This is a genomic window from Bacillus luti (assembly GCF_001884105.1).
Taxonomy (GTDB): domain Bacteria; phylum Bacillota; class Bacilli; order Bacillales; family Bacillaceae_G; genus Bacillus_A; species Bacillus_A luti.
Genome location: NZ_MACI01000065.1, coordinates 1 through 22,974 on the forward strand (window position 1 = coordinate 1; position 22,974 = coordinate 22,974).

The 22,974-nt window shown below is 36.0% G+C and carries 23 protein-coding genes; 16 read left to right on the forward strand and 7 right to left on the reverse strand.

Annotated features, from left to right (window positions below; genetic code table 11):
• Positions 1-214: 214 nt before the first annotated feature.
• From gyrA to dnaA, 6 genes are all read right to left on the reverse strand, one after another.
• Positions 215-2,686, reverse strand: coding sequence for a DNA gyrase subunit A (gyrA, locus tag BAQ48_RS14925; RefSeq protein ID WP_001282869.1), 2,472 nt, complete (start codon positions 2,684-2,686; stop codon positions 215-217).
• 88 nt (positions 2,687-2,774) lie between these two features.
• The gene (gene gyrB / locus BAQ48_RS14930) at positions 2,775-4,697 is read right to left on the reverse strand and encodes a DNA topoisomerase (ATP-hydrolyzing) subunit B (protein ID WP_071711677.1); all 1,923 of its coding nucleotides are present in this window, start codon (positions 4,695-4,697) and stop codon (positions 2,775-2,777) included.
• 39 nt (positions 4,698-4,736) lie between these two features.
• Entirely contained in the window at positions 4,737-5,864 is a 1,128-nt protein-coding gene (recF, locus tag BAQ48_RS14935; protein ID WP_000470756.1) for a DNA replication/repair protein RecF, read from the reverse strand.
• 12 nt (positions 5,865-5,876) lie between these two features.
• On the reverse strand, positions 5,877-6,089 hold the full coding sequence (gene yaaA / locus BAQ48_RS14940; RefSeq protein ID WP_000821362.1) for a S4 domain-containing protein YaaA: 213 nt from the start codon (positions 6,087-6,089) through the stop codon (positions 5,877-5,879).
• A 127-nt stretch (positions 6,090-6,216) separates the two neighbouring features.
• A complete protein-coding gene (dnaN, locus tag BAQ48_RS14945) occupies positions 6,217-7,356 on the reverse strand; it encodes a DNA polymerase III subunit beta (RefSeq protein WP_001212894.1) in 1,140 nt (379 codons plus the stop codon).
• Between the two features lie 178 nt (positions 7,357-7,534).
• Complete coding sequence (dnaA, locus tag BAQ48_RS14950) at positions 7,535-8,875, reverse strand: chromosomal replication initiator protein DnaA (RefSeq protein WP_000428019.1); 1,341 nt, start codon at positions 8,873-8,875, stop codon at positions 7,535-7,537.
• A gap of 564 nt (positions 8,876-9,439) precedes the next feature.
• Here dnaA and rpmH point away from each other — a divergent pair.
• The 10 genes from rpmH (at position 9,440) to spo0J (ending at position 18,485) form a co-directional block, all read left to right on the forward strand.
• Positions 9,440-9,574 (forward strand): 50S ribosomal protein L34, encoded by a 135-nt coding sequence (rpmH, locus tag BAQ48_RS14955; RefSeq protein WP_000831901.1) that lies wholly within the window; start codon positions 9,440-9,442, stop codon positions 9,572-9,574.
• Between the two features lie 76 nt (positions 9,575-9,650).
• Entirely contained in the window at positions 9,651-9,998 is a 348-nt protein-coding gene (gene rnpA / locus BAQ48_RS14960) for a ribonuclease P protein component (protein ID WP_000728894.1), read from the forward strand.
• A gap of 52 nt (positions 9,999-10,050) precedes the next feature.
• Positions 10,051-10,818: a YidC family membrane integrase SpoIIIJ gene (gene spoIIIJ / locus BAQ48_RS14965; protein WP_000726757.1), complete on the forward strand. Its 768-nt coding sequence runs from the start codon at positions 10,051-10,053 to the stop codon at positions 10,816-10,818.
• A complete protein-coding gene (jag, locus tag BAQ48_RS14970; protein ID WP_071711678.1) occupies positions 10,815-11,432 on the forward strand; it encodes an RNA-binding cell elongation regulator Jag/EloR in 618 nt (205 codons plus the stop codon). The genes spoIIIJ and jag overlap by 4 nt, the downstream gene beginning before the upstream one ends.
• Positions 11,433-11,658: 226 nt before the next feature.
• The gene (mnmE, locus tag BAQ48_RS14975; RefSeq protein ID WP_071711679.1) at positions 11,659-13,035 is read left to right on the forward strand and encodes a tRNA uridine-5-carboxymethylaminomethyl(34) synthesis GTPase MnmE; all 1,377 of its coding nucleotides are present in this window, start codon (positions 11,659-11,661) and stop codon (positions 13,033-13,035) included.
• 46 nt (positions 13,036-13,081) lie between these two features.
• Positions 13,082-14,971 carry a tRNA uridine-5-carboxymethylaminomethyl(34) synthesis enzyme MnmG gene (gene mnmG / locus BAQ48_RS14980; RefSeq protein WP_071711680.1) on the forward strand — a complete coding sequence of 630 codons (1,890 nt, stop codon included), beginning with the start codon at positions 13,082-13,084 and terminating at the stop codon, positions 14,969-14,971.
• A gap of 21 nt (positions 14,972-14,992) precedes the next feature.
• Positions 14,993-15,712, forward strand: a complete 720-nt coding sequence (rsmG, locus tag BAQ48_RS14985; protein WP_001019622.1) for a 16S rRNA (guanine(527)-N(7))-methyltransferase RsmG — start codon at positions 14,993-14,995, stop codon at positions 15,710-15,712.
• Positions 15,713-15,817: 105 nt separating this feature from the next.
• Positions 15,818-16,690 carry a nucleoid occlusion protein gene (gene noc, locus BAQ48_RS14990; protein ID WP_000799022.1) on the forward strand — a complete coding sequence of 291 codons (873 nt, stop codon included), beginning with the start codon at positions 15,818-15,820 and terminating at the stop codon, positions 16,688-16,690.
• A gap of 189 nt (positions 16,691-16,879) precedes the next feature.
• Positions 16,880-17,641 carry a sporulation initiation inhibitor protein Soj gene (soj, locus tag BAQ48_RS14995; protein ID WP_000516111.1) on the forward strand — a complete coding sequence of 254 codons (762 nt, stop codon included), beginning with the start codon at positions 16,880-16,882 and terminating at the stop codon, positions 17,639-17,641.
• Positions 17,634-18,485: a stage 0 sporulation protein Spo0J gene (gene spo0J / locus BAQ48_RS15000; RefSeq protein ID WP_001051824.1), complete on the forward strand. Its 852-nt coding sequence runs from the start codon at positions 17,634-17,636 to the stop codon at positions 18,483-18,485. Before soj ends, spo0J begins: the two co-directional genes overlap by 8 nt.
• 20 nt (positions 18,486-18,505) lie before the next feature.
• Here the strand turns inward: spo0J and yyaC are convergent, their stop codons facing one another.
• Positions 18,506-19,102 carry a spore protease YyaC gene (yyaC, locus tag BAQ48_RS15005; protein WP_071711681.1) on the reverse strand — a complete coding sequence of 199 codons (597 nt, stop codon included), beginning with the start codon at positions 19,100-19,102 and terminating at the stop codon, positions 18,506-18,508.
• A gap of 259 nt (positions 19,103-19,361) precedes the next feature.
• On the opposite strand from yyaC, the gene BAQ48_RS15010 reads away from it, so the two are divergent.
• From BAQ48_RS15010 to rpsR, 6 genes are all read left to right on the forward strand, one after another.
• On the forward strand, positions 19,362-20,219 hold the full coding sequence (locus BAQ48_RS15010; protein ID WP_071711682.1) for a mechanosensitive ion channel family protein: 858 nt from the start codon (positions 19,362-19,364) through the stop codon (positions 20,217-20,219).
• A gap of 21 nt (positions 20,220-20,240) precedes the next feature.
• The gene (locus BAQ48_RS15015) at positions 20,241-20,438 is read left to right on the forward strand and encodes a DUF951 domain-containing protein (RefSeq protein ID WP_000436054.1); all 198 of its coding nucleotides are present in this window, start codon (positions 20,241-20,243) and stop codon (positions 20,436-20,438) included.
• A 114-nt stretch (positions 20,439-20,552) separates the two neighbouring features.
• Entirely contained in the window at positions 20,553-21,653 is a 1,101-nt protein-coding gene (ychF, locus tag BAQ48_RS15020) for a redox-regulated ATPase YchF (RefSeq protein ID WP_071711683.1), read from the forward strand.
• 191 nt (positions 21,654-21,844) lie between these two features.
• Positions 21,845-22,135 (forward strand): 30S ribosomal protein S6, encoded by a 291-nt coding sequence (gene rpsF, locus BAQ48_RS15025; RefSeq protein ID WP_001233782.1) that lies wholly within the window; start codon positions 21,845-21,847, stop codon positions 22,133-22,135.
• 26 nt (positions 22,136-22,161) lie between these two features.
• Positions 22,162-22,683, forward strand: a complete 522-nt coding sequence (gene ssb, locus BAQ48_RS15030) for a single-stranded DNA-binding protein (RefSeq protein ID WP_002113227.1) — start codon at positions 22,162-22,164, stop codon at positions 22,681-22,683.
• Positions 22,684-22,728: 45 nt separating this feature from the next.
• Positions 22,729-22,962, forward strand: coding sequence for a 30S ribosomal protein S18 (gene rpsR / locus BAQ48_RS15035; protein WP_000918873.1), 234 nt, complete (start codon positions 22,729-22,731; stop codon positions 22,960-22,962).
• The last annotated feature ends 12 nt before the right edge of the window (positions 22,963-22,974 follow it).

Here is a 22,974-nt window from a genome sequence, read left to right on the forward strand (position 1 = left end):
AATTGACGTTTCACGTTGTTTGTTTCGTTTAGTTTTCAAAGTTCAATATCGCGTTTCAGCGACTTTTATAATATATCATAGTATATTATTTTCGTCAACAAGTTTTTTAAGATAACTTGTATCTCTCATTTGCTGACTCTGCCTATTATATAGACTTTCTTATTACTATGCAAGTATTATTATAAAAAAATAAAGGGCGGGGAAATCCCCACCCTTATTCTTCAGAAGAAACCTCTTCAGTAACTTCCTCTTCGTCATCTTTTTGTGCTTTTGCAACTGTCGCTACCTCTTGCTCATCCTCTAATCGAATTAGACGAACACCTTGTGTATTACGTCCCATTTGAGAGATTTGATCAACTGGCATACGAATAATGACACCTGCTGCTGTAATTAACATAATGTCTTCTTCACCCGTTACAGACTTAACCGCTACTAATTTACCGTTCTTATCTGTAATGTTACAAGTTTTCAGACCTTTACCACCACGACTTTGCAGGCGGTACTCTTCAACCGGTGTACGCTTACCATACCCGTTTTTCGTTACGATTAAGACATTCGTATCTTCTTCAACAATTTCCATACCTACTACTTGGTCCTCTTCGCCTAGTGTAATAGCTTTTACACCAGCTGCATTACGGCCCATAGAACGTACATCTTGTTCATTGAAGCGAATTAGCATACCGTTGCTTGTCCCTACGATAATATCTTTATCACCAGATGTTAAACGTACAGAAATCACCTCATCTTCTTCACGAAGCGAAATGGCAATTAAACCGTTTGTACGTATATTTGCAAATGATGATAGCGGCGTTCTCTTAGATATACCTTGTTTCGTCGTAAAGAATAAGAACTGATCGTCACCAAATTCACGAATTGGAATAATGGCGTTAATCCACTCACCCTTATCTACCCCTAATAGGTTAATAATCGGTAGTCCTTTTGCCGTACGACTATACTCTGGAATTTCATATCCTTTTGTACGGTATACTTTACCCTTGTTTGTAAAGAATAAAATATGATCATGAGTAGACGTTGTTAATAAATGTTCAACAAAGTCATCATCATTCGTACCCATTCCTTGTACACCACGTCCCCCACGGTTCTGTGTTTTGTACGTAGAAGCCGGTAACCTCTTAATATAACCGTTATGAGTTAACGTAATCGCAATATTTTGCTCAGGAATTAAATCTTCATCTTCAATAAATTCCATACCACCGATTGTAATTTCTGTTCGTCTCTTATCGTTGAAGCGATCTTTTACTTCTGTTAACTCTTCACGAATAATTTCAAGAACTTTTTCTTCATCTGCTAAGATTGCTTTTAATTCAGCAATTAACTTCATTAAGTCTTGATATTCTTGCTCGATTTTTTCACGCTCTAATCCCGTTAAACGTTGCAGACGCATATCTAAAATCGCTTGCGCTTGTTTCTCGCTTAAACCGAAACGTTCCATTAAGCCTTGCTTTGCAATATCTGCTGTTTTCGAACTACGAATTAACGTAATAACTTCATCCAGATGATCTAAAGCAATTCGTAACCCTTCTAAAATATGAGCACGCGCTTCTGCTTTCTCTAATTCATAAGCAGTACGTCTACGAATCACTACCTTTTGATGTTCTAAATAATAATATAGATTTTGTTTTAAATTTAGGACTTGTGGCTCTCCATTTACAAGAGACAACATATTAATACCGAAACTCGTTTGAAGTGCTGTATGTTTATATAGATTATTTAATAGTACATTGGCATTGGCATCGCGACGTACTTCCATAACAATACGCATACCATTTCGATCCGATTCATCACGTAAATCTGTAATGCCTTCAATTTTCTTATCACGAACTAATTCTGCAATCTTTTCAATTAATCGCGCCTTATTAACTTGATAAGGTAGTTCTGTTACGATAATAGATTGTTTACCATTTGCTCTCTCTTCAATTTCAACTTTAGCACGAAGTATAATAGAACCGCGACCTGTTTCGTAAGCTCTTCGAATTCCACTTCGCCCTAAGATTAAACCTGATGTTGGGAAGTCTGGACCAGGAATATATTCCATTAATTCCGCGATAGTGATATCAGGGTTATGACTTAATGCCAACACACCGTCAATTACTTCTCCAAGTTGATGTGGTGGAATGTTTGTTGCCATACCAACCGCAATACCCGTCGTACCATTTACTAATAAGTTAGGAAAACGTGCTGGTAATACAACTGGTTCCCTTTCAGAGCCATCATAGTTATCTTGATAATCAATCGTATTTTTTGAAATATCGCGTATCAATTCCATAGAAATCTTAGACATTCTTGCTTCTGTATAACGCATTGCTGCCGCTGAATCTCCATCAACAGAACCAAAGTTACCATGCCCATCAACAAGCATATACCGTTGACTAAAATCTTGCGCCATACGTACCATTGTTTCATAAACCGCTGAATCTCCATGCGGGTGATACTTACCAATTACTTCACCGACAATACGCGCTGACTTCTTATATGCTTTATCAGCTGTAATTCCTAAATCATTCATCGCATATAAAACCCTACGATGCACTGGCTTTAACCCATCACGAACATCCGGCAATGCACGAGATACGATAACACTCATTGCGTAATCTAAAAATGAGGTACGCATTTCATGACTAATATTAATTTCTCGAATTCGTGCTTGTTGTTGATTGTCTGACATCAACGAGCACCTCCTCTTACATTTCCGTTACACATACATTGATTTATATGTAGAAGACAGGAATACTTAAATTCCTGTCATTACTCACTTAAATATCAAGGTTTTTCACGTATTTTGCATTTTCTTGGATAAAGTTACGACGCGGCTCTACTTTATCTCCCATTAAAATTTCAAATGTTTCATCCGCTTCAATCGCATCTTGAAGAGAAACTTGAAGTAACGAACGTACCTCTGGATCCATTGTCGTCTCCCATAGCTGAGTTGGATTCATTTCTCCTAGACCTTTATAACGCTGAATCCCAGGCTTAGGTTGTGCCGGCAATTCAGATAGTATTTTTTCAAGTTCTTTATCATTGTAAGCATATTGAATTTTTTTACCTTGTTGTACTTTAAACAATGGCGGCTGTGCAATATAGATATAACCACACTCAATTATTTGACGCATATAACGATAGAAGAACGTTAATAATAGGGTACGAATATGTGCACCATCCACGTCGGCATCGGTCATAATGATAACCTTATGATAACGTGCCTTTTCAATATCGAAATCTCCACCAATGTTCGTACCAATAGCAGTAATGATTGTACGCACTTCATCATTAGATAAGATTTTATCTAATCGCGCTTTTTCAACGTTAATAATTTTACCTTTAAGCGGTAAAATTGCTTGGAAGTGACGATCACGCCCTTGTTTCGCTGATCCACCGGCAGAGTCACCCTCTACGATGTAAATTTCACTAATTGCTGGGTCTTTAGAAGAACAGTCTGCCAATTTCCCTGGTAAACTTGAAACTTCTAATGCACTCTTTCGGCGAGTTAACTCACGAGCCTTTTTAGCTGCTACACGCGCACGTGCTGCCATCGTCCCTTTATCTACAACTTTACGTGCAACATTGGGGTTTTCCAGTAAGAACTTTTCAAACGCCTCTGAGAATACTGACTCTGTAATCGTTCTCGCTTCACTATTCCCTAGCTTCGTCTTCGTTTGTCCTTCGAATTGTGGATTCGGATGTTTAATTGACACAATTGCTGTTAAACCTTCACGAACATCTTCACCAGTTAAATTACTATCCGCATCTTTTAAAATGTTATTTTTACGACCATAATCGTTGATCACACGTGTTAGGGCAGTTTTAAATCCTACCTCATGTGTACCACCTTCATACGTATGAATATTATTTGTAAATGAGTAAATATGATTTGTATAACCTTCGTTATATTGAAGCGCAACTTCAACCTGAATACCATCTTTTGAACCTTCTACATATACAGGTTCTTCATGAATTGGTTGTTTTGAACGATTTAAATGTTCAACATATGATTTAATTCCACCTTCATAGTGAAACTCTTTCTTTTGCTTATGTTCACGCTTATCTTCTATAGTTAATTTGATATTACGATTTAAAAATGCTAGTTCACGCATACGAGTCGCTAACGTATCAAATTCATATTCTGTCGTCTCTTTAAAAATCTCTGGATCCGGCTTAAAGCGAGTTATTGTTCCCGTTTTATCTGTATCACCAATGACTTTTAAATCCGCAACTGGAATACCTCTTTCGTACTTTTGGTAATGAATTTTGCCATCACGATGTACAAATACTTCTAGTTCTGTTGATAAAGCATTTACAACAGATGCACCAACACCATGCAAACCACCAGAAACTTTATAACCGCCACCGCCAAATTTACCACCAGCGTGGAGGACTGTCATAATAACCTCTACTGCGGGACGTCCCATTTTTTCTTGTATACCAACTGGAATACCGCGTCCATTATCCGTTACAAGAATACTATTATCTTCTTCGATGCTAACATTAATTTCATCGCAATATCCTGCTAATGCTTCATCGATACTATTATCGACAATTTCCCATACAAGGTGGTGAAGTCCTTTTCCACTTGTAGATCCAATATACATACCCGGACGTTTCCGAACTGCCTCTAGTCCCTCAAGTACCTGTATCTGGCTTTCATCATATGCGTTCTCTTGCATTTGTTTTTGGTCCATTGACACAAAGATCACCTACTTTTCCATTTAAACAGGGAATTATGCCCTATCTATTTCACAATCTACCGTGCCGTTCGTTACATGAATTGTTTTCGCTTCTTTTAACGTTTCGTGTTCAATTCCGTCGACACTCGTCGTTGTCACAAATGTTTGCACTTTTCCTTGAATTGTATTTAACAGATGTGATTGACGATAATCATCTAACTCTGATAATACATCATCCAATAAAAGAATCGGATATTCCTTAACTTCTGAGTAAATCAATTCAATTTCAGCTAATTTTAGGGACAGTGCGGTTGTTCGTTGTTGTCCTTGCGAACCAAAGACTTGAACATTTTTACTATTAACGAAGAATTGTAAATCATCACGATGAGGACCAATTAAAGTCGTACCACGGAAAATTTCACGTTGTTTCACAGATTGAAAACTTTCATAGTATACTTCTTTTATTTTCGACAAATCCATTGATTCTGATACATCTACACTTGGTTTATAGACAATTTCTAATTCTTCTAATCCACGGCTTATACCGCGATGAATTGGAGCTGCCCATTCTTGTAGTAAATGCAAAAATTCAAACCGTTTTCGCAATATTTTTGTACCATGCTCAATAAGTTGAAGTGTAAATACATCCAACATCGTTTCCTCATTCTTACTATTCCCTTGCATCTTCTTCAGCAAGTGATTTCGTTGCGTGAGCACTTTTTGATATTGACTTAATTCATACAAATAGACCGGAGCTATTTGACCTAATTCCATATCTAAAAAGCGTCTTCTTACTTGAGGGCTTCCTTTTACAAGATTTAAATCTTCTGGGGCAAACATGACAACATTCATCACGCCAATATATTGACTTAATTTCTGTTGTTCAAGTTGATTTAATTTTGCCTTTTTACCTTTTTTCGAGATATTTAATTCCAAAGACAAAGAACTATTTCTCTTTTGTAATTTCCCTTTAATTTGACCGAATTCTTCATCCCAGCGGACAAGCTCACGATCATTAGAGGTTCTATGAGATTTCGCCATCGCTAAAACATAAATAGCTTCCATCAAATTTGTTTTCCCTTGTGCGTTTTCGCCGATAATTACATTTACCTTATCTTCAAAGGAAAGCTCTAACTTTTCATAATTGCGATAGTTTTTTAATTGTATTTCTGAAATAAACAAAGGGCTCCCCCTTTATGACTGAACTTGGAAACTTCCGCTTCCTGGAATTTCAATAATATCGTTCGCATATAGTTTGCGACCTCTTCTATTTTCAAGTTCTTGATTCACGTACACTTCATATTCTTGTAAAAACCATTTTACAGCGCCACCTGTATCAATTATATCGGCTAACTTTAAAAATTGTCCTAGTGTAATATACTCTGTTGAAATTTTAATACGTTTCATAAAATCGCTCACTTTCTGAAAGTGTTCATTCTTTCATTGTACTAAATAAACTAGCATTAGGAAAGTAATACCCAAAAATCAAATAAGGGCTACTAGTATCTTTAAACTAGCAACCCTTATTTCTTACTTAGTAAGTACGAACCGGTAAAATTAATTGAATAATGGACTCATCATTTACTGTACGAATTAAGAATGGTCTCATTGCTCCAGTAAAACTAATCTTAATCTCGGTGCTATCTAATGCCTTCAGTGCATCCATCATATATTTTGCACTAAAAGATATTTTTAATTCTTCCCCATCTACTTTTTCACATTGAACTTCTTCTACTACTTTTCCGATTTCTGGTGAATTCGAAGAAATTTCTAGCATTTCCTGTTCCAAAGTTGATAATTTTACAACATTATTACGACCATCTCTTGCTAATAGAGAGGCACGATCAATTGCTTGTAAGAATTCTTTTGTATTTACAAAAATATCTGTTTTACTCTCTGCTGGAATTAATCGAGTTGTATCAGGGTAATTCCCTTCTAATAATCTTGAGAAGAATAATAAATGTTTTGTACGGAATAATACTTGATACTCCGTAATAACGATATCTACCATTTCTTCAGACTCATCTAGAATTTTGCTTAATTCATTTAAGCTTTTACCTGGGATAACAACACTCGCTTGGAATTCATCTGCAATGCCTTCGATTTTTGCTTTTCGAAGAGCCAACCTGTGACTATCTGTAGCAATGCAAGTTAATTCGCTGTTATATACCTTCCAGTTTACACCTGTCAAGATCGGTCTTGTTTCAGAAGTGGAAACTGCAAATACAGTTTGTCTGATCATATGTTTAAGTAAATCTGTTGGGATCTTAAAAACATGATGTTCTTCAATCTGTGGTAATAATGGATATTCAGCAGAATCTAAACCATTTAAATTAAACTCTGATTTTCCAGATGTTATTTTTGTCATAAAATGATTTTCCACAGAAATTTCAACAGTTTCTTTCGGTAATTTTTTTACAATCTCACTAAAATATTTTGCTTGTAAAACAATACTTCCTGATTGTGCAACTTCTACAATTTCTTTCCCATTTTCTTCAACAGGGATAAAAGATTCAATGGAAATATCAGCATCGCTTCCTGTTAATGTAACTCCTTCTTCAGTAGCGACAACTTTAATTCCTGTAAGGATCGGAATTGTTGTACGAGAAGAAACTGCCTTCATTACATCTTGTACACTTCTTACAAGATAGTCTTTTTGTATTGTAAAACGCATAACGAAAAACCTCCGGTAAGTATAAGATTTTATTTAATTAATAAAGATAAAATATAGTAGTAATAGTAATAGGGCTTGTGGATATGTGGATAACCCCGTTGAAGGATGTAAAAACAGCCTATCTACATGTGGATAGACTGTGCGTAAAACAAGGTAAGTTATTCACACTATTCAGCTACTACTTTAAAATATCGTTAATTTCTTCAACTTGCTTTTGTAATTGCGTATCCGTTTTGAGCAGCTTAGAAATTTTTTCATGGGCATGGATAACTGTTGTATGATCACGTCCACCGAATTCTTCACCTATTTTAGGTAAAGAGGAGTCCGTAAGTTCGCGTGATAAATACATTGCAATTTGGCGAGGAAAGGCAACGGATTTTGTTCGTTTTTTTGCCTTGAAATCTTCTAATTTTACTTGATAAACGTCCCCGACCGCTTTTTGAATATCATAAATAGAGATAATTTTTGGCTTAGAATTCGGAATAATATCTTTAAGTGCTTCAGCTGCTAAATCAGCATTAATATCTTTGTTAATTAAAGATGAATAAGCTACAACTCGGATTAGTGCACCTTCCAGTTCACGAATGTTTGAATCAATTTGATTTGCGATATAAAGCATAACCTCATTTGGTATGTCGAGCCCTTCAGCCTTTGCTTTTTTACGTAAAATTGCAATTCGTGTTTCTAAATCTGGTGGCGTAATATCTGTAATAAGTCCCCATTCAAAGCGAGAACGAAGACGATCTTCTAAAGTTGGAATTTCTTTTGGTGGCCGATCACTTGAAATTACAATTTGTTTACTTTCTTCGTGTAATGCATTAAATGTATGGAAAAACTCTTCTTGAGTTTGTTCTTTTCCAGCTAGAAATTGAATATCATCTATCAATAAAACATCTACATTGCGGTATTTATTACGAAAATCAACCGCTTTATTATCACGAATAGAGTTAATGAATTCGTTTGTGAATTTTTCTGATGATAAATATACAACCTTCGCATTTGGGTTGTGTTCAATTACATAATGACCAATCGCATGCATTAAATGCGTCTTTCCAAGTCCAACTCCTCCATAAATAAAGAGGGGATTGTATGCTTTAGCTGGTGCTTCGGCCACAGCTAATGAAGCAGCGTGAGCAAAGCGGTTACCAGAGCCAATAACAAATGTATCAAACGTATATTTTGGGTTTAGCATACTCTGCGGTAAATGATTAGAATCATCTTGTGCTGCATTTGGTTTTGAAGGAGGAAAATCAATTTCCTCTTCAGCCTGACTTTGGGGAATGATAAAGCGAATAGCTAATTTTGCCCCTGTTAAATCATAAAGTGTTTCCGAAATTAGCTCTGAATAATGAGATTCTAACCAATCACGAGCAAATTCATTTGGAGCTGTAATGGTTAATACGTCCTTCTTTAAATTATGTGCGGTTGTTGATTTTAACCATGTTTCATAACTAGGTTTACTGACCTTTTTTTCTAGTTCTTTTAAGGCACTATTCCATAAATCAGAGATGTTTTCCAAAGGTGTCCCTCCTTTACTAAGATGGTAAAAGAATAAGGTTGCGCAACAAATGTACAACCTAATAAATATAAAATGTATATTTATACGAAACGTATTTTAAAACCAAAAAACGTCGTTTGTATATGAGATAGGGTTTTCGACAAAAAAAGTGAATGTGGATAATCATTTACCCACATGTGATTAAAACTGTCCACATGTTATACACAAATTGTGGATAAGATAAAGATGTGGAAAACTTATTCAAAGTGAAAACACAACTATAATATCAAAAAAAAGTAGCTATAGCAATGAAATTAAGAAAGTTATCCACAAAATCAATACCTTGTGGAATAAACTTGTCCACAACACGATATACTGTGTAAAAGTACGAAAAGAGTTTGTGGATATAAAAAACAAGAAAAAACATTTATCCACAAGGAAATATAGAGGCTGTGAAAAAGTATGTGAATAGGTTCAAAATGAATATTTGATGAAAATTTCGAGAAGCATTGACATTTTCCTATTTGATTTACTATAATTTATTAGACTGTCTTTAACAGATATTCCTCAGGGAGGTGTCATATAATGAAAAGAACTTACCAACCAAATAAACGTAAGCGCAGCAAAGTACATGGTTTCCGCAGCCGTATGAGCACAGCGAACGGACGTAAAGTGCTAGCAGCTCGTCGTCGTAAAGGAAGAAAAGTATTATCTGCGTAGACCACTGATCGTTCAGTGGTCTTTTTTTCTAATAATAATGAATTTCCGCTGATGAAATACAGGAGTGTCAATTGATATGAAGAAAAAAAATCGTATAAAAAAGAATGACGAATTTCAGACGGTTTTTCAAAAAGGAAAATCGAATGCCAATCGTCAGTTTGTTGTATACCAATTAAATAAAGAAGAACAACCATACTTTCGCATCGGCCTTTCTGTTAGTAAGAAAATAGGAAATGCAGTAGTTCGTAATCGTATTAAGCGTATGATTCGTCAAGCGATTATAGAATTAAAAGATGAGATAGATTCTGGAAAAGATTTTGTTATAATAGCAAGGAAGCCTTGTGCAGAGATGACATATGAAGAAGTAAAGAAAAGCTTAATTCATGTCTTTAAACGCTCTGGTATGAAAAGAATAAAAAAGTAGCGTAAGGAAATGAATTACACTATATACATACCGAAACAAGGAGGAGCAGGCTTTGAAAAAGAAAATAGGTTTACTAGCCATGGTTATCGCATTAATGGCAATTGCTACTGGCTGTAGTGAAACGAATCAGCCGATTACACCGAAAAGTACTGGAATTTGGAATGAATATTTCGTATATCCGCTTTCTCAGTTAATCACGTATTTTGCAGACTTATTTGGTAATAATTACGGTTTAGCAATCGTGGTTACAACTCTTATTATTCGTTTTGCATTATTACCATTAATGATTAAACAAACTAAGAGTACGAAGGCAATGCAAGCGTTACAACCAGAAATGGTGAAGCTAAAAGAGAAATATAGCTCTAAAGATCAAGCAACACAGCAAAAATTACAACAAGAAATGATGCAGTTATATCAAAAAAATGGTGTGAATCCATTAGCAGGATGTTTACCAATATTTGTTCAGATGCCTATTTTATTCGCGTTTTATCATGCGATTATGAGAACATCAGAAATTAGTAAGCATACATTCTTATGGTTTGACTTAGGACAGGCAGATCCGTATTATATCTTACCGATTGTTGCGGCAATTACGACATTTATTCAGCAAAAGCTTGCTATGGCAGGAACAGCTGGTCAAAACCCGCAAATGGCAATGATGATCTGGCTTATGCCAATCATGATTTTAGTCTTCGCAATTAACTTCCCGGCTGCATTATCACTTTACTGGGTTGTTGGTAATATCTTTGGTATCGCTCAAATGTACTTGATCAAAGGACCAGAAATTAAGGCTAGTAAGGCAGAAGGATCAAGCAAGTGAGTATAATTACTGCTAAAGGACAAACAGTCGAGCTGGCAGTACAAGATGCTTTAAGGCAATTAAATGTTTCAAAAGACCGAGTAGATATAAAAATTATCGATGAGGGTAAAAAAGGATTCTTAGGTTTATTTGGGAATCGTCCTGCAGTAGTAGAAGTTGTATTGAAGAAAGATCCAATTCAAGAATGTGAAGAATATTTGAAAAATGTTATTCGCAATATGGGTGTGGAAGTTGAGATTAGTAAAATTGTAAAAGGACGCGAAGTTGAATTTACAATTTCCGGTGATAATATAGGTGTTTTAATTGGAAAAAGAGGTAATACGTTGAACTCTTTACAGTATTTAACAAAACTTGTCGCAAATCGTCATACGAAGCAGTATATCGGTATTACACTGGATGCTGAAAATTATCGTAGTAAAAGAAAAAGTACGTTAGAATCGCTTTCTTATCGATTAGCAAAACAAGTGTCTAATACGAAAAAAAGGGTTGTTTTAGAGCCAATGCCATCTTTTGAACGAAAAATTATTCATCAAGCATTATCGAATCATCAAGGTATTAATACAACTTCTGAAGGAAATGAACCACATCGGCATGTTGTAATATCTCCCAAATGACCGGTTACTCAAATGAGTGCCGGTTTTTTTGAGGAAAAAACTGCTGTGGATAACTAAAAAACACTAAACTTATCCACTGTGAATAAGTTTAGTGTTTTTTACATGAGGACATAATAAAATGAGTTATTATTCTTTTGTAGATAGGTTCGTTATGGTATCCTAATAATTTAGTGAAGAAAATAATCATGTTGAGATAGAGATAAATAAGCAAATGAGGTGAAAGGACATGGAATTTGATACAATTGCCGCGATTTCCACAGCTCTTGGAGAGGGTGCAATTGCCATTGTTCGAGTAAGTGGGGATGATGCGGTTGAGAAAGTGAATCGTATTTTTAAAGGGAAGGATTTAACAGAGGTTCCTTCTCACACAATTCATTATGGTCATATTGTTGATTTAGATACAAATCAGGTTATTGAAGAAGTTATGGTGTCTATCATGCGTGCGCCAAGGACTTTTACACGTGAAAATATAGTGGAAATTAACTGTCACGGTGGACTTGTTTCGGTAAACAAAGTATTGCAACTTATTTTAGCGCAAGGGGTGCGACTAGCAGAGCCTGGTGAATTTACAAAACGAGCTTTTTTAAATGGTCGTATTGATTTATCACAAGCAGAAGCTGTTATGGACTTAATCCGTGCAAAAACGGATCGTGCGATGAATGTAGCAATTAATCAAATGGAAGGACGATTATCTAAATTAATCGGCCGTTTGCGTCAAGAAATATTAGAAACATTAGCTCATGTTGAGGTAAATATAGATTACCCAGAATATGATGATGTGGAAGAAATGACACATAATATTTTAATTGAGAAAGCGACGTATGTTCGTACTGAAATTGCAAAAATATTAGAAACATCGAAGCAGGGAAAGATTTTACGTGAAGGTATTGCTACTGCAATCATCGGTAGACCTAACGTTGGGAAATCATCGCTATTAAACAGTCTCGTTCAGGAGAAGAAGGCAATTGTAACTGATATTGCAGGAACAACCCGTGATGTTATTGAAGAGTACGTTAATGTGCGTGGTGTACCACTTAAACTTATAGATACAGCTGGAATTCGTGAAACAGAAGATGTTGTTGAAAGAATTGGCGTAGAGCGTTCAAAAGAAATGATGAGCCAAGCTGATTTGGTGTTAGTTGTCGTTAATTATAGTGAAGCTTTAACGAATGAGGATGAAGATCTATTCCGTGCCGTACAAGGAAAAGATTTCATTGTTATCGTAAATAAGACAGATTTACCGCAAGCCATTGATATGGAACGTGTTACAGAGTTGTCAGCGGGAAATCGTGTTATTACAACATCGTTAATTGAGGAACAAGGAATAGATGAGCTTGAAAAGGCAATAGCTGAGTTATTCTTTGAAGGAACAATTGATTCTGCGGATATGACATACGTTTCTAACGCGAGACATATTGGATTATTAACACAAGCAGGAAAAACAATTGGAGATGCAATTGAGGCAATAGAAAATGGTGTTCCAATTGATATGGTGCAAATTGATTTAACAAGAACGTGGGAAATACTTGGTGAAATTACTGGTGATACCGTTCATGAAAGCTTAATTGACCAGTTGTTCTCTCAATTTTGTTTAGGAAAATAATATAGTGATGTGTTAGAAAGATAGAGATTATTAGGAGGAATAAACAATGGGATACAATGCCGGTTCATACGATGTCATAGTAATCGGTGCAGGTCATGCAGGATGTGAAGCTGGTCTTGCGGCAGCACGAATGGGCTCCAAAACATTAATGTTAACAATTAATTTAGATATGGTAGCTTTTATGCCATGTAACCCTTCTGTTGGTGGACCAGCAAAAGGGATTGTTGTTCGTGAAATTGATGCATTAGGCGGAGAAATGGGACGCAATATTGATAAAACGCATATTCAAATGCGTATGTTAAATACAGGTAAAGGGCCAGCTGTGCGTGCACTTCGAGCACAAGCAGATAAGTTCTCTTACCAGCATGAATTAAAGAAAACGATTGAAGAGACACCGAATTTAACGTTGTTCCAAGGAATGGTAGAACGTTTAATTGTTGAAGATGGTGAATGTAAAGGGGTAATTACGCAAGCTGGTGCTGAATATACGGCGAAAACCGTTGTAATTACGACTGGAACGTTTTTACGTGGTGAGATTATTATGGGAGATTTAAAATATTCGAGCGGTCCGAATAATCAACAACCATCTATTACTTTATCAGAACATTTAGAGGAGCTTGGATTTGATCTTGTTAGATTTAAAACAGGTACACCTCCACGTGTAAACAGTAATACGATTGACTACAGTAAAACAGAAATTCAGCCAGGTGATGATAAACCACGAGCTTTCTCTTTTGAAACGACAAAATTTATTATGGATCAAATTCCATGTTGGTTGACGTATACAAGTACGGAGACACATCGTTTAATAGATGAAAACCTACATCGTTCAGCTATGTATTCTGGTATGATTAAAGGAACAGGTCCTAGATATTGTCCTTCAATTGAAGACAAAGTAGTAAGATTTAATGATAAGCCGCGTCATCAAATTTTCTTAGAGCCAGAAGGACGTAATACACAAGAAGTATATGTACAAGGTTTATCCACAAGCTTACCAGAAGATGTACAGCGTGATATGCTTAGAACAATTCCTGGTCTAGAAAACGTTGAAATGATGCGCACAGGTTATGCAATTGAATATGATGCAATCGTGCCAACACAACTATGGCCAACACTTGAAACGAAAAAAATTAAAAATTTATATACAGCAGGACAAATTAACGGAACTTCTGGTTACGAAGAGGCGGCAGGACAAGGAATTATGGCCGGAATTAATGCAGCATGTCGTTCTTTAGGTAAAAAAGAAGTTGTTTTAGGTCGCGAGGATGCTTATATTGGTGTCTTAATTGATGATCTTGTAACGAAAGGTACAAATGAGCCATATCGTTTATTAACGTCTCGTGCAGAATATCGTCTATTATTACGCCACGATAATGCGGATCTTCGTTTAACTGAAGTTGGTCGTGAAATTGGATTAATTAAAGACGAGCGTTATGAGCGATTTACAAATAAAAAATTACAGATTGAACAGGAAAAGGAACGTTTAAGCAGCATTATTATTAAACCACGTCCTGAAGTTCAAGAATTAATTCGCAATACTGGTGGAAGTGAATTGAAAGATGGAATACGTGCAAGTGACTTATTACGTCGTCCAGAGATGACATATGAGCATATTCACCTTTTAGTACCAAGTGAAGTAGAATTAAGTGATGAAGTTACAGAACAAGTTGAAATTCAGATTAAGTACGAAGGATATATCGAAAAATCTTTACAGCAAGTAGAGCGTATGAAGAAAATGGAAAATAAAAAAATTCCTGAGGATATTGATTATGATGCGATTTCTAGCCTTGCTTCAGAAGCTAGACAGAAATTGAAAGATGTTCGTCCGCTTTCAATGGGGCAGGCTTCACGTATTTCTGGCGTAAATCCAGCGGATATTTCCATTTTACTTGTGTATATTGAACAAGGAAAAATTGCGCGAGTATCGAACCAATAAATAGTAAGGAGATATTGTTAGATGAACATAGAACAATTTCAATCTATGCTAGAAGAGAAGGGTATTACCCTCTCTTCTAGACAGTTAGAGCAGTTCGAAATCTACTTTGAAACATTAGTAGAGTGGAATGAAAAAATGAACTTAACGGCTATTACAGAGAAAGAAGAAGTATATTTAAAACACTTTTTTGATTCTATTACAGCTGCTTTTTATTATGATTTTTCAAAACCATTCTCAATTTGTGATGTTGGTGCAGGAGCTGGATTCCCAAGTATCCCTTTGAAAATCTGTTTCCCGCACTTAAAAGTAACAATTGTAGATTCATTGCAAAAACGTATTAATTTCTTAAATCACTTAGCACAAAAATTAGAATTAAGTGATGTTGCATTTTGTCACGATCGTGCTGAAACATTTGGGAAAAAAGAAGGTGTACGTGAATCGTACGATATTGTAATGGCACGGGCAGTTGCACGTCTTTCTGTATTAAGTGAGCTATGTTTACCACTTGTAAAAGTTGGAGGAACATTCATTGCAATGAAAGGTGCAGCGGCGAATGAAGAAATCGAAAATGGCAAGTATGCTTTAGAGGTGCTAGGCGGGGATTTAAAAGAAATGTCTACGTTCCAATTACCGTTTGAAGAAAGTGAACGTAATATTTTATTAATCGAGAAAAAGCGCAAGACACCAAAGAAATATCCACGCAAACCGGGAACACCCAATAAATTACCTATTGAAAAATAAATCTTATTAGACGTAAGATTAAATTATATAAATGAAAACGTAAATGTTTCATAGGAAACATTTTATGGAGAACAGTCAATAGGCCTAAAAGGTGGTGGAATATGTATGAAAAATACGTTTTCTCGTTTATTTGGCTTTGGAGATAAAGAGAGCGAATTCGAATTACAAGACGAAAGCCATGAAGAAATAGATAAAAAGGTATATGAAGAAATACAAGAAATTCCGATAGTGAATATTACTCCTAACCGTTATCAACCACGAACAGTTTTTGACGATGCGCGTATTGATGAGTTAGCGTTAACAATTCGCACACATGGACTTATTCAACCGATTGTTGTGAGGCAATATGAGGATGATAAGTACGAGATTATTGCTGGAGAAAGACGTTTCCGTGCGGCAACAAAATTAGGTTGGGAAAAGGTCCCTGCTATTATTAAAAACCTAAATGATACAGAGACGGCTTCTGTAGCTCTAATTGAAAACTTGCAACGTGAGGAACTAACAGCGATCGAGGAAGCTGTGGCATATCAAAAGCTAATTGAGTTACATAATTTAACACAAGAAGCATTGGCACAACGACTTGGAAAAGGACAATCTACAATCGCAAATAAGTTGCGATTGTTAAAGTTGCCTGAAAAAATAAAAAGTGCATTATTAGAAAAAAGTATTACAGAACGTCATGCCCGCGCCCTTATTCCTTTAAAAAATGAGGAATTACAACTGAAGGTTTTACAGGAAATTGTGGAGAAACAACTGAATGTAAAGCAAACAGAAGAACGAATTGCGAAATTGTTAGAGGAAGCAAAACCGAAGCGTAAGGCAAAGCAAAAAGCAGTAAGTCGAGATACGAGAATTGCCATGAATACAATTAGGCAGTCATTACAAATGGTTGCTGACAGTGGTTTAAATGTCAATTCTGAGGAAGAAGAATTTGATGAATACTATCAAATTACAATTAAAATTCCAAAAAAGAAATAATAGTGGTGTGTTAGAGACCTTATCCTATCGGAGAGGTCTCTTTTGCTATATTTTCTTGTTAAATGAAGAAGGAGTTTAGAAATAAATTTTGAAGTTTAATAAGGACGTAAAAGAAAAACTTTTATTTCATGTTACAATAAACGTAATTATTACTAGAATAAGATAGAAAGGTTGAAAGTAGGTGACATCATGGGAAAAATCATTGCTATTGCCAATCAAAAAGGTGGTGTTGGGAAAACAACAACATCTGTTAATTTAGGGGCTGGATTGGCACAAGCAGGTAAAAAGGTCCTTCTTGTAGATATTGATGCGCAAGGAAATGCAACGACTGGTGTGGGAATTGAAAAATCCGAATTAGATCAATGTATTTACAACGTTCTTGTGGAAGATGCAGATGTTCAAGGAGTTATACGGAAAACCGCAACTGAAAACTTAGATGTTCTACCCGCTACAATTCAATTAGCAGGTGCTGAAATTGAATTGGTACCGACTATTTCCCGGGAAGTACGTTTGCAAAGGGCATTACAGCCAGTTCGTGATGAATATGATTATATTATTATCGACTGTCCACCGTCCTTAGGGTTATTAACGATTAACGCATTAACAGCAGCAGATTCTGTTATTATTCCTGTTCAGTGCGAATATTACGCACTAGAAGGATTAAGTCAGCTATTAAATACAGTTCGACTTGTGCAAAAGCACTTAAATAAAAATCTAGCAATTCAAGGTGTATTGCTAACAATGTTGGATGCCCGTACAAATTTAGGGATTCAAGTGATAGATGAAGTGAAAAAATACTTTAGAGATAAAGTATACCGTTCGATTATTCCTCGTAATGTGCGCTTAAGTGAGGCGCCAAGTCATGGGAAACCGATTATGCAGTATGACGCTAAATCAAGAGGAGCAGAAGTGTATATAGATTTAGCAGAGGAAGTGATTGCAGGTGGCTAAAGGATTAGGAAGAGGAATTAATGTGTTTTTTCCTGATTTAGATGTGAAAGAAGAAGAAACAATTCAGGAGATTATAGTAACTGAATTAAGGCCGAATCCATATCAACCACGTAAACACTTTAATAAAGAAGCGATTCAGGAATTAGCGACTTCTATTAAAGAACACGGCATATTACAACCATTAATTGCTAGAAAGAGTATTAAAGGATATGAAATTGTTGCAGGTGAAAGAAGGTATCGTGCTGCCAAAGAGGCTGGGCTCGAAAAAGTACCTGCAGTTGTAAGGCAATTAAATGAGCAGCAAATGATGGAGTTTGCATTGCTAGAAAACTTGCAACGAGAAGATTTAAATCCTATGGAAGAAGCAATGGCATATCAGATGTTAATGAATGAGCTAAATGTAACGCAAGAACAATTAGCAAAACGTCTTGGTAAAAGTAGGCCTTATATCGCAAATTATACTCGGTTACTAAGCCTCCCTTCATTCGTGCAAGATATGATTGCAAATGGTCAACTTTCAATGGCTCATGGGAGAACTCTACTTACAATAAAAGATGAAGAGCAATTGAAATCTTTATTGAAACGAATAGAAAAAGAAGGATTAAATGTCCGTCAATTAGAGAAAATTGTTCAGGAGATTAATCAAAGCGTTTCACGTGAAACAAAACCAGTGAAAAAAGAGAGAAATATATTTTTTGTAGAGCGCGAAACGTTCTTAAGAGAAAAGTTTGGCACAGACGTGAAAATTAAAGAAACGAAAAAAGAAAAAGGCAAGATTGAAATTGAATTTTTTAATAAAGAAGATTTAAATCGTATTTTAGAATTGTTATCACAGGAAAATTAAAGAGCAAACCATCTTATTATTTATAGATGGTTTGCTTTTTTTAATACAGATAATTTTTGATCCGTTTCCTTTATGCTTTGCGCGATGACAGCAGCCATTTTCATAACTAAACTTAACCTTGTGTTTTGAAGTACGAAAAATTCCATGAAACCATTTAAATTTACGATGCCGTGTATATGCAAATCGCCAACTGCAGGTAAGTTCTTATTCATAGCAGCCCCAGGCTTACTAGGTCCCTTTCCGGTAGTGATTGAACCGATGCTTTGGGATTTTCCTAAACACGCGTCAACAGCAATGATAAATGAAGTAGGATTATTTTTCTGTATATTCTGAATTCTTTCTTCTAAATTTAACGCATGTATAGGTTCATCTAGCGTGCCGAACACTTGGAAGTTTTTGATTTCTACTTGTTCTAGCTTGGAGCCAACTAAAGGACCTAATGCATCGCCAGTGGAACGATCTGTTCCGATACAAACGAGAGTAAGTGGTATATTCGTTTTAATAGGGATGTGGGAAAGTAAGAAGTTACTGATCGTCTCGGGGGCCTCTAAGTCTTGATGCATAACATTTTGAGTTTCCTTTTCAAAAAAAGGTAAGCGAAAACTTCCAATATTCATGAAGCATCCATCCTTTTAATAAATTTTCAAAATATGTTATATAGCGAGTTAAGTGGAATACTATAAGTGCATACTTTTGTAAAATCCAAATAAAAACAGAAATAATAGTACTAGTATATATATATTCGTTCCATTTTATACCTGAATGGAAGTTAACAAATGGAATTAAAGTCATAAATTTTTTTCAGAAACCAGAGAGAGTTCTGATACAATAAGAAGGATAACTAAAAAGAAATTTTAGCTGGAGAGGTAGAGGTACATGGATTTAGCGTTGAAATGGTTTGAGTCCATTGATTGGACGAATATAGGTGTGAAATCACTAAAAATAATCGTTATTTTAATACTTGGTGCGCTCGTTGTGCGAATTGCAAGAGCAATTGTACGAAATGCATTTCGTATGGGAAGTCGTTCGCCAATTCAAATTTCAGAACGTCGTACAGTTACAGTAGCGAAGTTACTTGAAAATATTGTGGCATACGTTGTTATGTTCATTATGTTAATTGCGATTTTAGGCGTGTTTGATATTAATGCATCAGGTTTATTAGCGGGGGCTGGGGTAATTGGTTTAGCGGTCGGATTTGGTGCTCAAAGTTTAGTGAAAGATGTCATTACAGGATTATTTATCTTGTTAGAAGACCAGTTCTCAGTTGGAGACTATGTTAGAATCGGTCAATTTGAAGGAGTCGTTTTAGAAATTGGACTTCGTACAACAAAAATAAAGAGTTGGACAGGTGAAATTCATACTTTACCAAACGGAAGTATCATTCAAGTTACTAACTTCTCAGTAAGTAACAGTGTAGCATTTGTTGATGTATCTATTTCTTATGAGGCCGACATTGCAAAAGCAGAGCAAGTTATTGAAGATTTATTAGTAGAATTACCTGCAAAGTACGAGAAGATGGTAACAACGCCTCAATTGTTAGGTGTACAAACATTAGCCGCATCAGAAGTTATATTACGCGTCATTGCTGAAGTAGAGCCAATGCAACATGCGGTTATTGCAAGGGCTCTTCGTAAAGAGATTAAAAATCGTCTTGATTTACATGGAATTGAAATTCCATATCCACGTATGGTTTTATATAATCGTGAAGAATTGGTTAGCGGAAAAGCAATCTAGTATGGAGAGGGGATTTGGAGAGTGGAGCAAAAGCAATATAACTTGTATGATGTTGTGGAAATGAAGAAAGCCCATCCTTGTGGTGAGAATCGTTGGAAGATTATTCGTATGGGAATGGATATCCGCGTTAAGTGCGAGGGATGTGACCATTCGGTAATGATTCCTCGAAGAGAGTTTGATCGTAAGGTGAAAAAAATACTTGTGAAGCATGAAGAATAGAGGGAGAGTAACAGTTGCAGTAGGCGGCTGTTACTTTTTTCGTTTTGAGGAAACTTGTCATTTTTTTCGTTACTATCTATAATGATGAAAGATTGAGACATAGGAGTGAAAAATATGGGATTAACGGCTGGGATTGTTGGATTACCTAACGTAGGGAAGTCAACTTTATTTAATGCAATTACACAAGCAGGAGCAGAATCTGCGAACTATCCATTCTGTACAATTGATCCAAACGTAGGGATTGTAGAGGTACCAGATGAGCGTTTAAATAAATTAACGGAATTAGTAGAACCGAAAAAGACTGTTCCGACTGTATTTGAGTTTACTGATATTGCAGGTATCGTAAAAGGCGCTAGTAAAGGTGAAGGTTTAGGAAATAAATTTTTATCTCACATTCGTCAAGTAGATGCAATTTGTCAAGTTGTTCGTTGTTTTGAAGATGAGAATATTACGCACGTTTCAGGAAAAGTAGATCCAATCGATGATATTGAAACAATCAACTTAGAGCTAATCTTAGCAGATTTAGAATCTGTTGATAAACGTATCGAGCGTGTTGCAAAGTTAGCAAGACAAAAAGATAAAGAAGCAGTATATGAGCATGAAATTTTAGTGCGTTTAAAAGAAGCGTTTGAAGAGGGTAAACCAGCTCGTACTGTTGAATTTACAGAAGAGCAAATGAAGATTGTTAAAGGTCTTCATTTACTGACAACGAAAGAAATGTTATACGTAGCAAACGTAAGTGAAGATGATATTATTGATCCTTCTGAAAATAAGTATGTACAAATAGTAAAAGAATTTGCTGCAAATGAAAATTCTCAAGTAATCGTTGTATGTGCGAAAATCGAATCAGAAATTGCTGAGTTAGATGAGGAAGAGAAAAAAGTATTTCTTGAAGAATTAGGCATTGAAGAATCTGGTTTAGATCAATTAATTCGTGCTGCATACGATTTATTAGGTCTTGCTACTTATTTCACAGCTGGTGTACAAGAAGTACGTGCGTGGACGTTTAAACAAGGTATGAAAGCACCACAATGTGCTGGTGTAATTCATACAGACTTTGAGCGTGGATTTATTCGTGCAGAAACTGTTTCTTATGATGACCTAATGACAAATGGTTCTATGACAGCTGCAAAAGAAGCTGGTAAAGTACGTCTAGAAGGAAAAGAGTATATCGTAAAAGACGGAGATGTTATGCACTTCCGTTTCAACGTTTAATTTAATATTTCCTAGGAAAAATAAAGATATGAGCTTGGCAAATATATTATGTGTTTGCCAAGTTTTTTATGTATTGGTGAGTTGATTCATATAACTTACTATGATATAATCTAAACTCGTGAGTAATTACTATAAATTAATTGCTCCTTGCCCATTACGGGCCGTTTAGACCAAAAGGAGGTGAAAGTGTAATGAGAAAGTACGAAATTATGTACATCATTCGTCCTGGCGTTGAAGAAGAAGCTCAAAAGGCTTTAGTTGAACGTTTTGCAGGTGTTTTAACAAACAATGGTGCAGAAATCATTAACACGAAAGAGTGGGGTAAGCGTCGTTTAGCTTACGAAATCAACGACTTACGTGAAGGTTTCTACATGATCTTAAACGTGAACTCTAATTCAGAAGCAATTAACGAATTCGACCGTTTAGCTAAGATCAACGAAGACATCCTTCGTCATATCGTTGTTAAAGAAGAAGAAAAATAATTGATATATAAGGGAGAGTGGTTCGATTGATGAATCGTGTTATCCTCGTTGGTCGTTTAACTAAGGACCCTGACTTACGTTACACGCCCAATGGTGTTGCAGTAGCTACTTTTACGTTAGCTGTGAATCGCGCATTTGCGAATCAACAAGGTGAGCGTGAAGCTGACTTTATTAATTGTGTAATATGGCGTAAACAAGCAGAAAACGTAGCAAATTATTTGAAAAAAGGTAGCTTAGCAGGCGTAGATGGACGTCTTCAAACTCGTAATTACGATGGACAAGACGGTAAACGTGTATATGTAACAGAAGTTCTTGCGGAGAGCGTACAATTTTTAGAGCCGCGTAATGGCGGTGGGGAGCAACGCGGTTCATTCAATCAGCAACCATCGGGAGCTGGTTTCGGTAACCAAAGCTCTAACCCATTTGGTCAATCTAGTAATCCGGGTAACTCAGGTAACACTGGTAACTCTGGATTTACGAAGAATGACGATCCATTTTCAAATGTAGGTCAACCGATCGACATTTCCGACGACGATTTACCGTTCTAATACAGTAAATTTGTTAGTTTTAACAAAGAATGGAGGGAAATAGACATGGCAGGACGCAAAGGTGGACGTGCGAAACGTCGTAAGGTGTGTTTCTTCACAGCTAACGGCATCACTCGCATCGATTATAAAGATGTTGATTTATTAAAACGTTTCGTTTCTGAGCGTGGTAAAATTTTACCTCGTCGTGTAACAGGAACAAGCGCAAAATACCAACGCAAACTTACAGTTGCAATTAAACGTGCTCGTCAAATGGCACTTTTACCATATGTTGGTGAATAATAGCGTATGAAA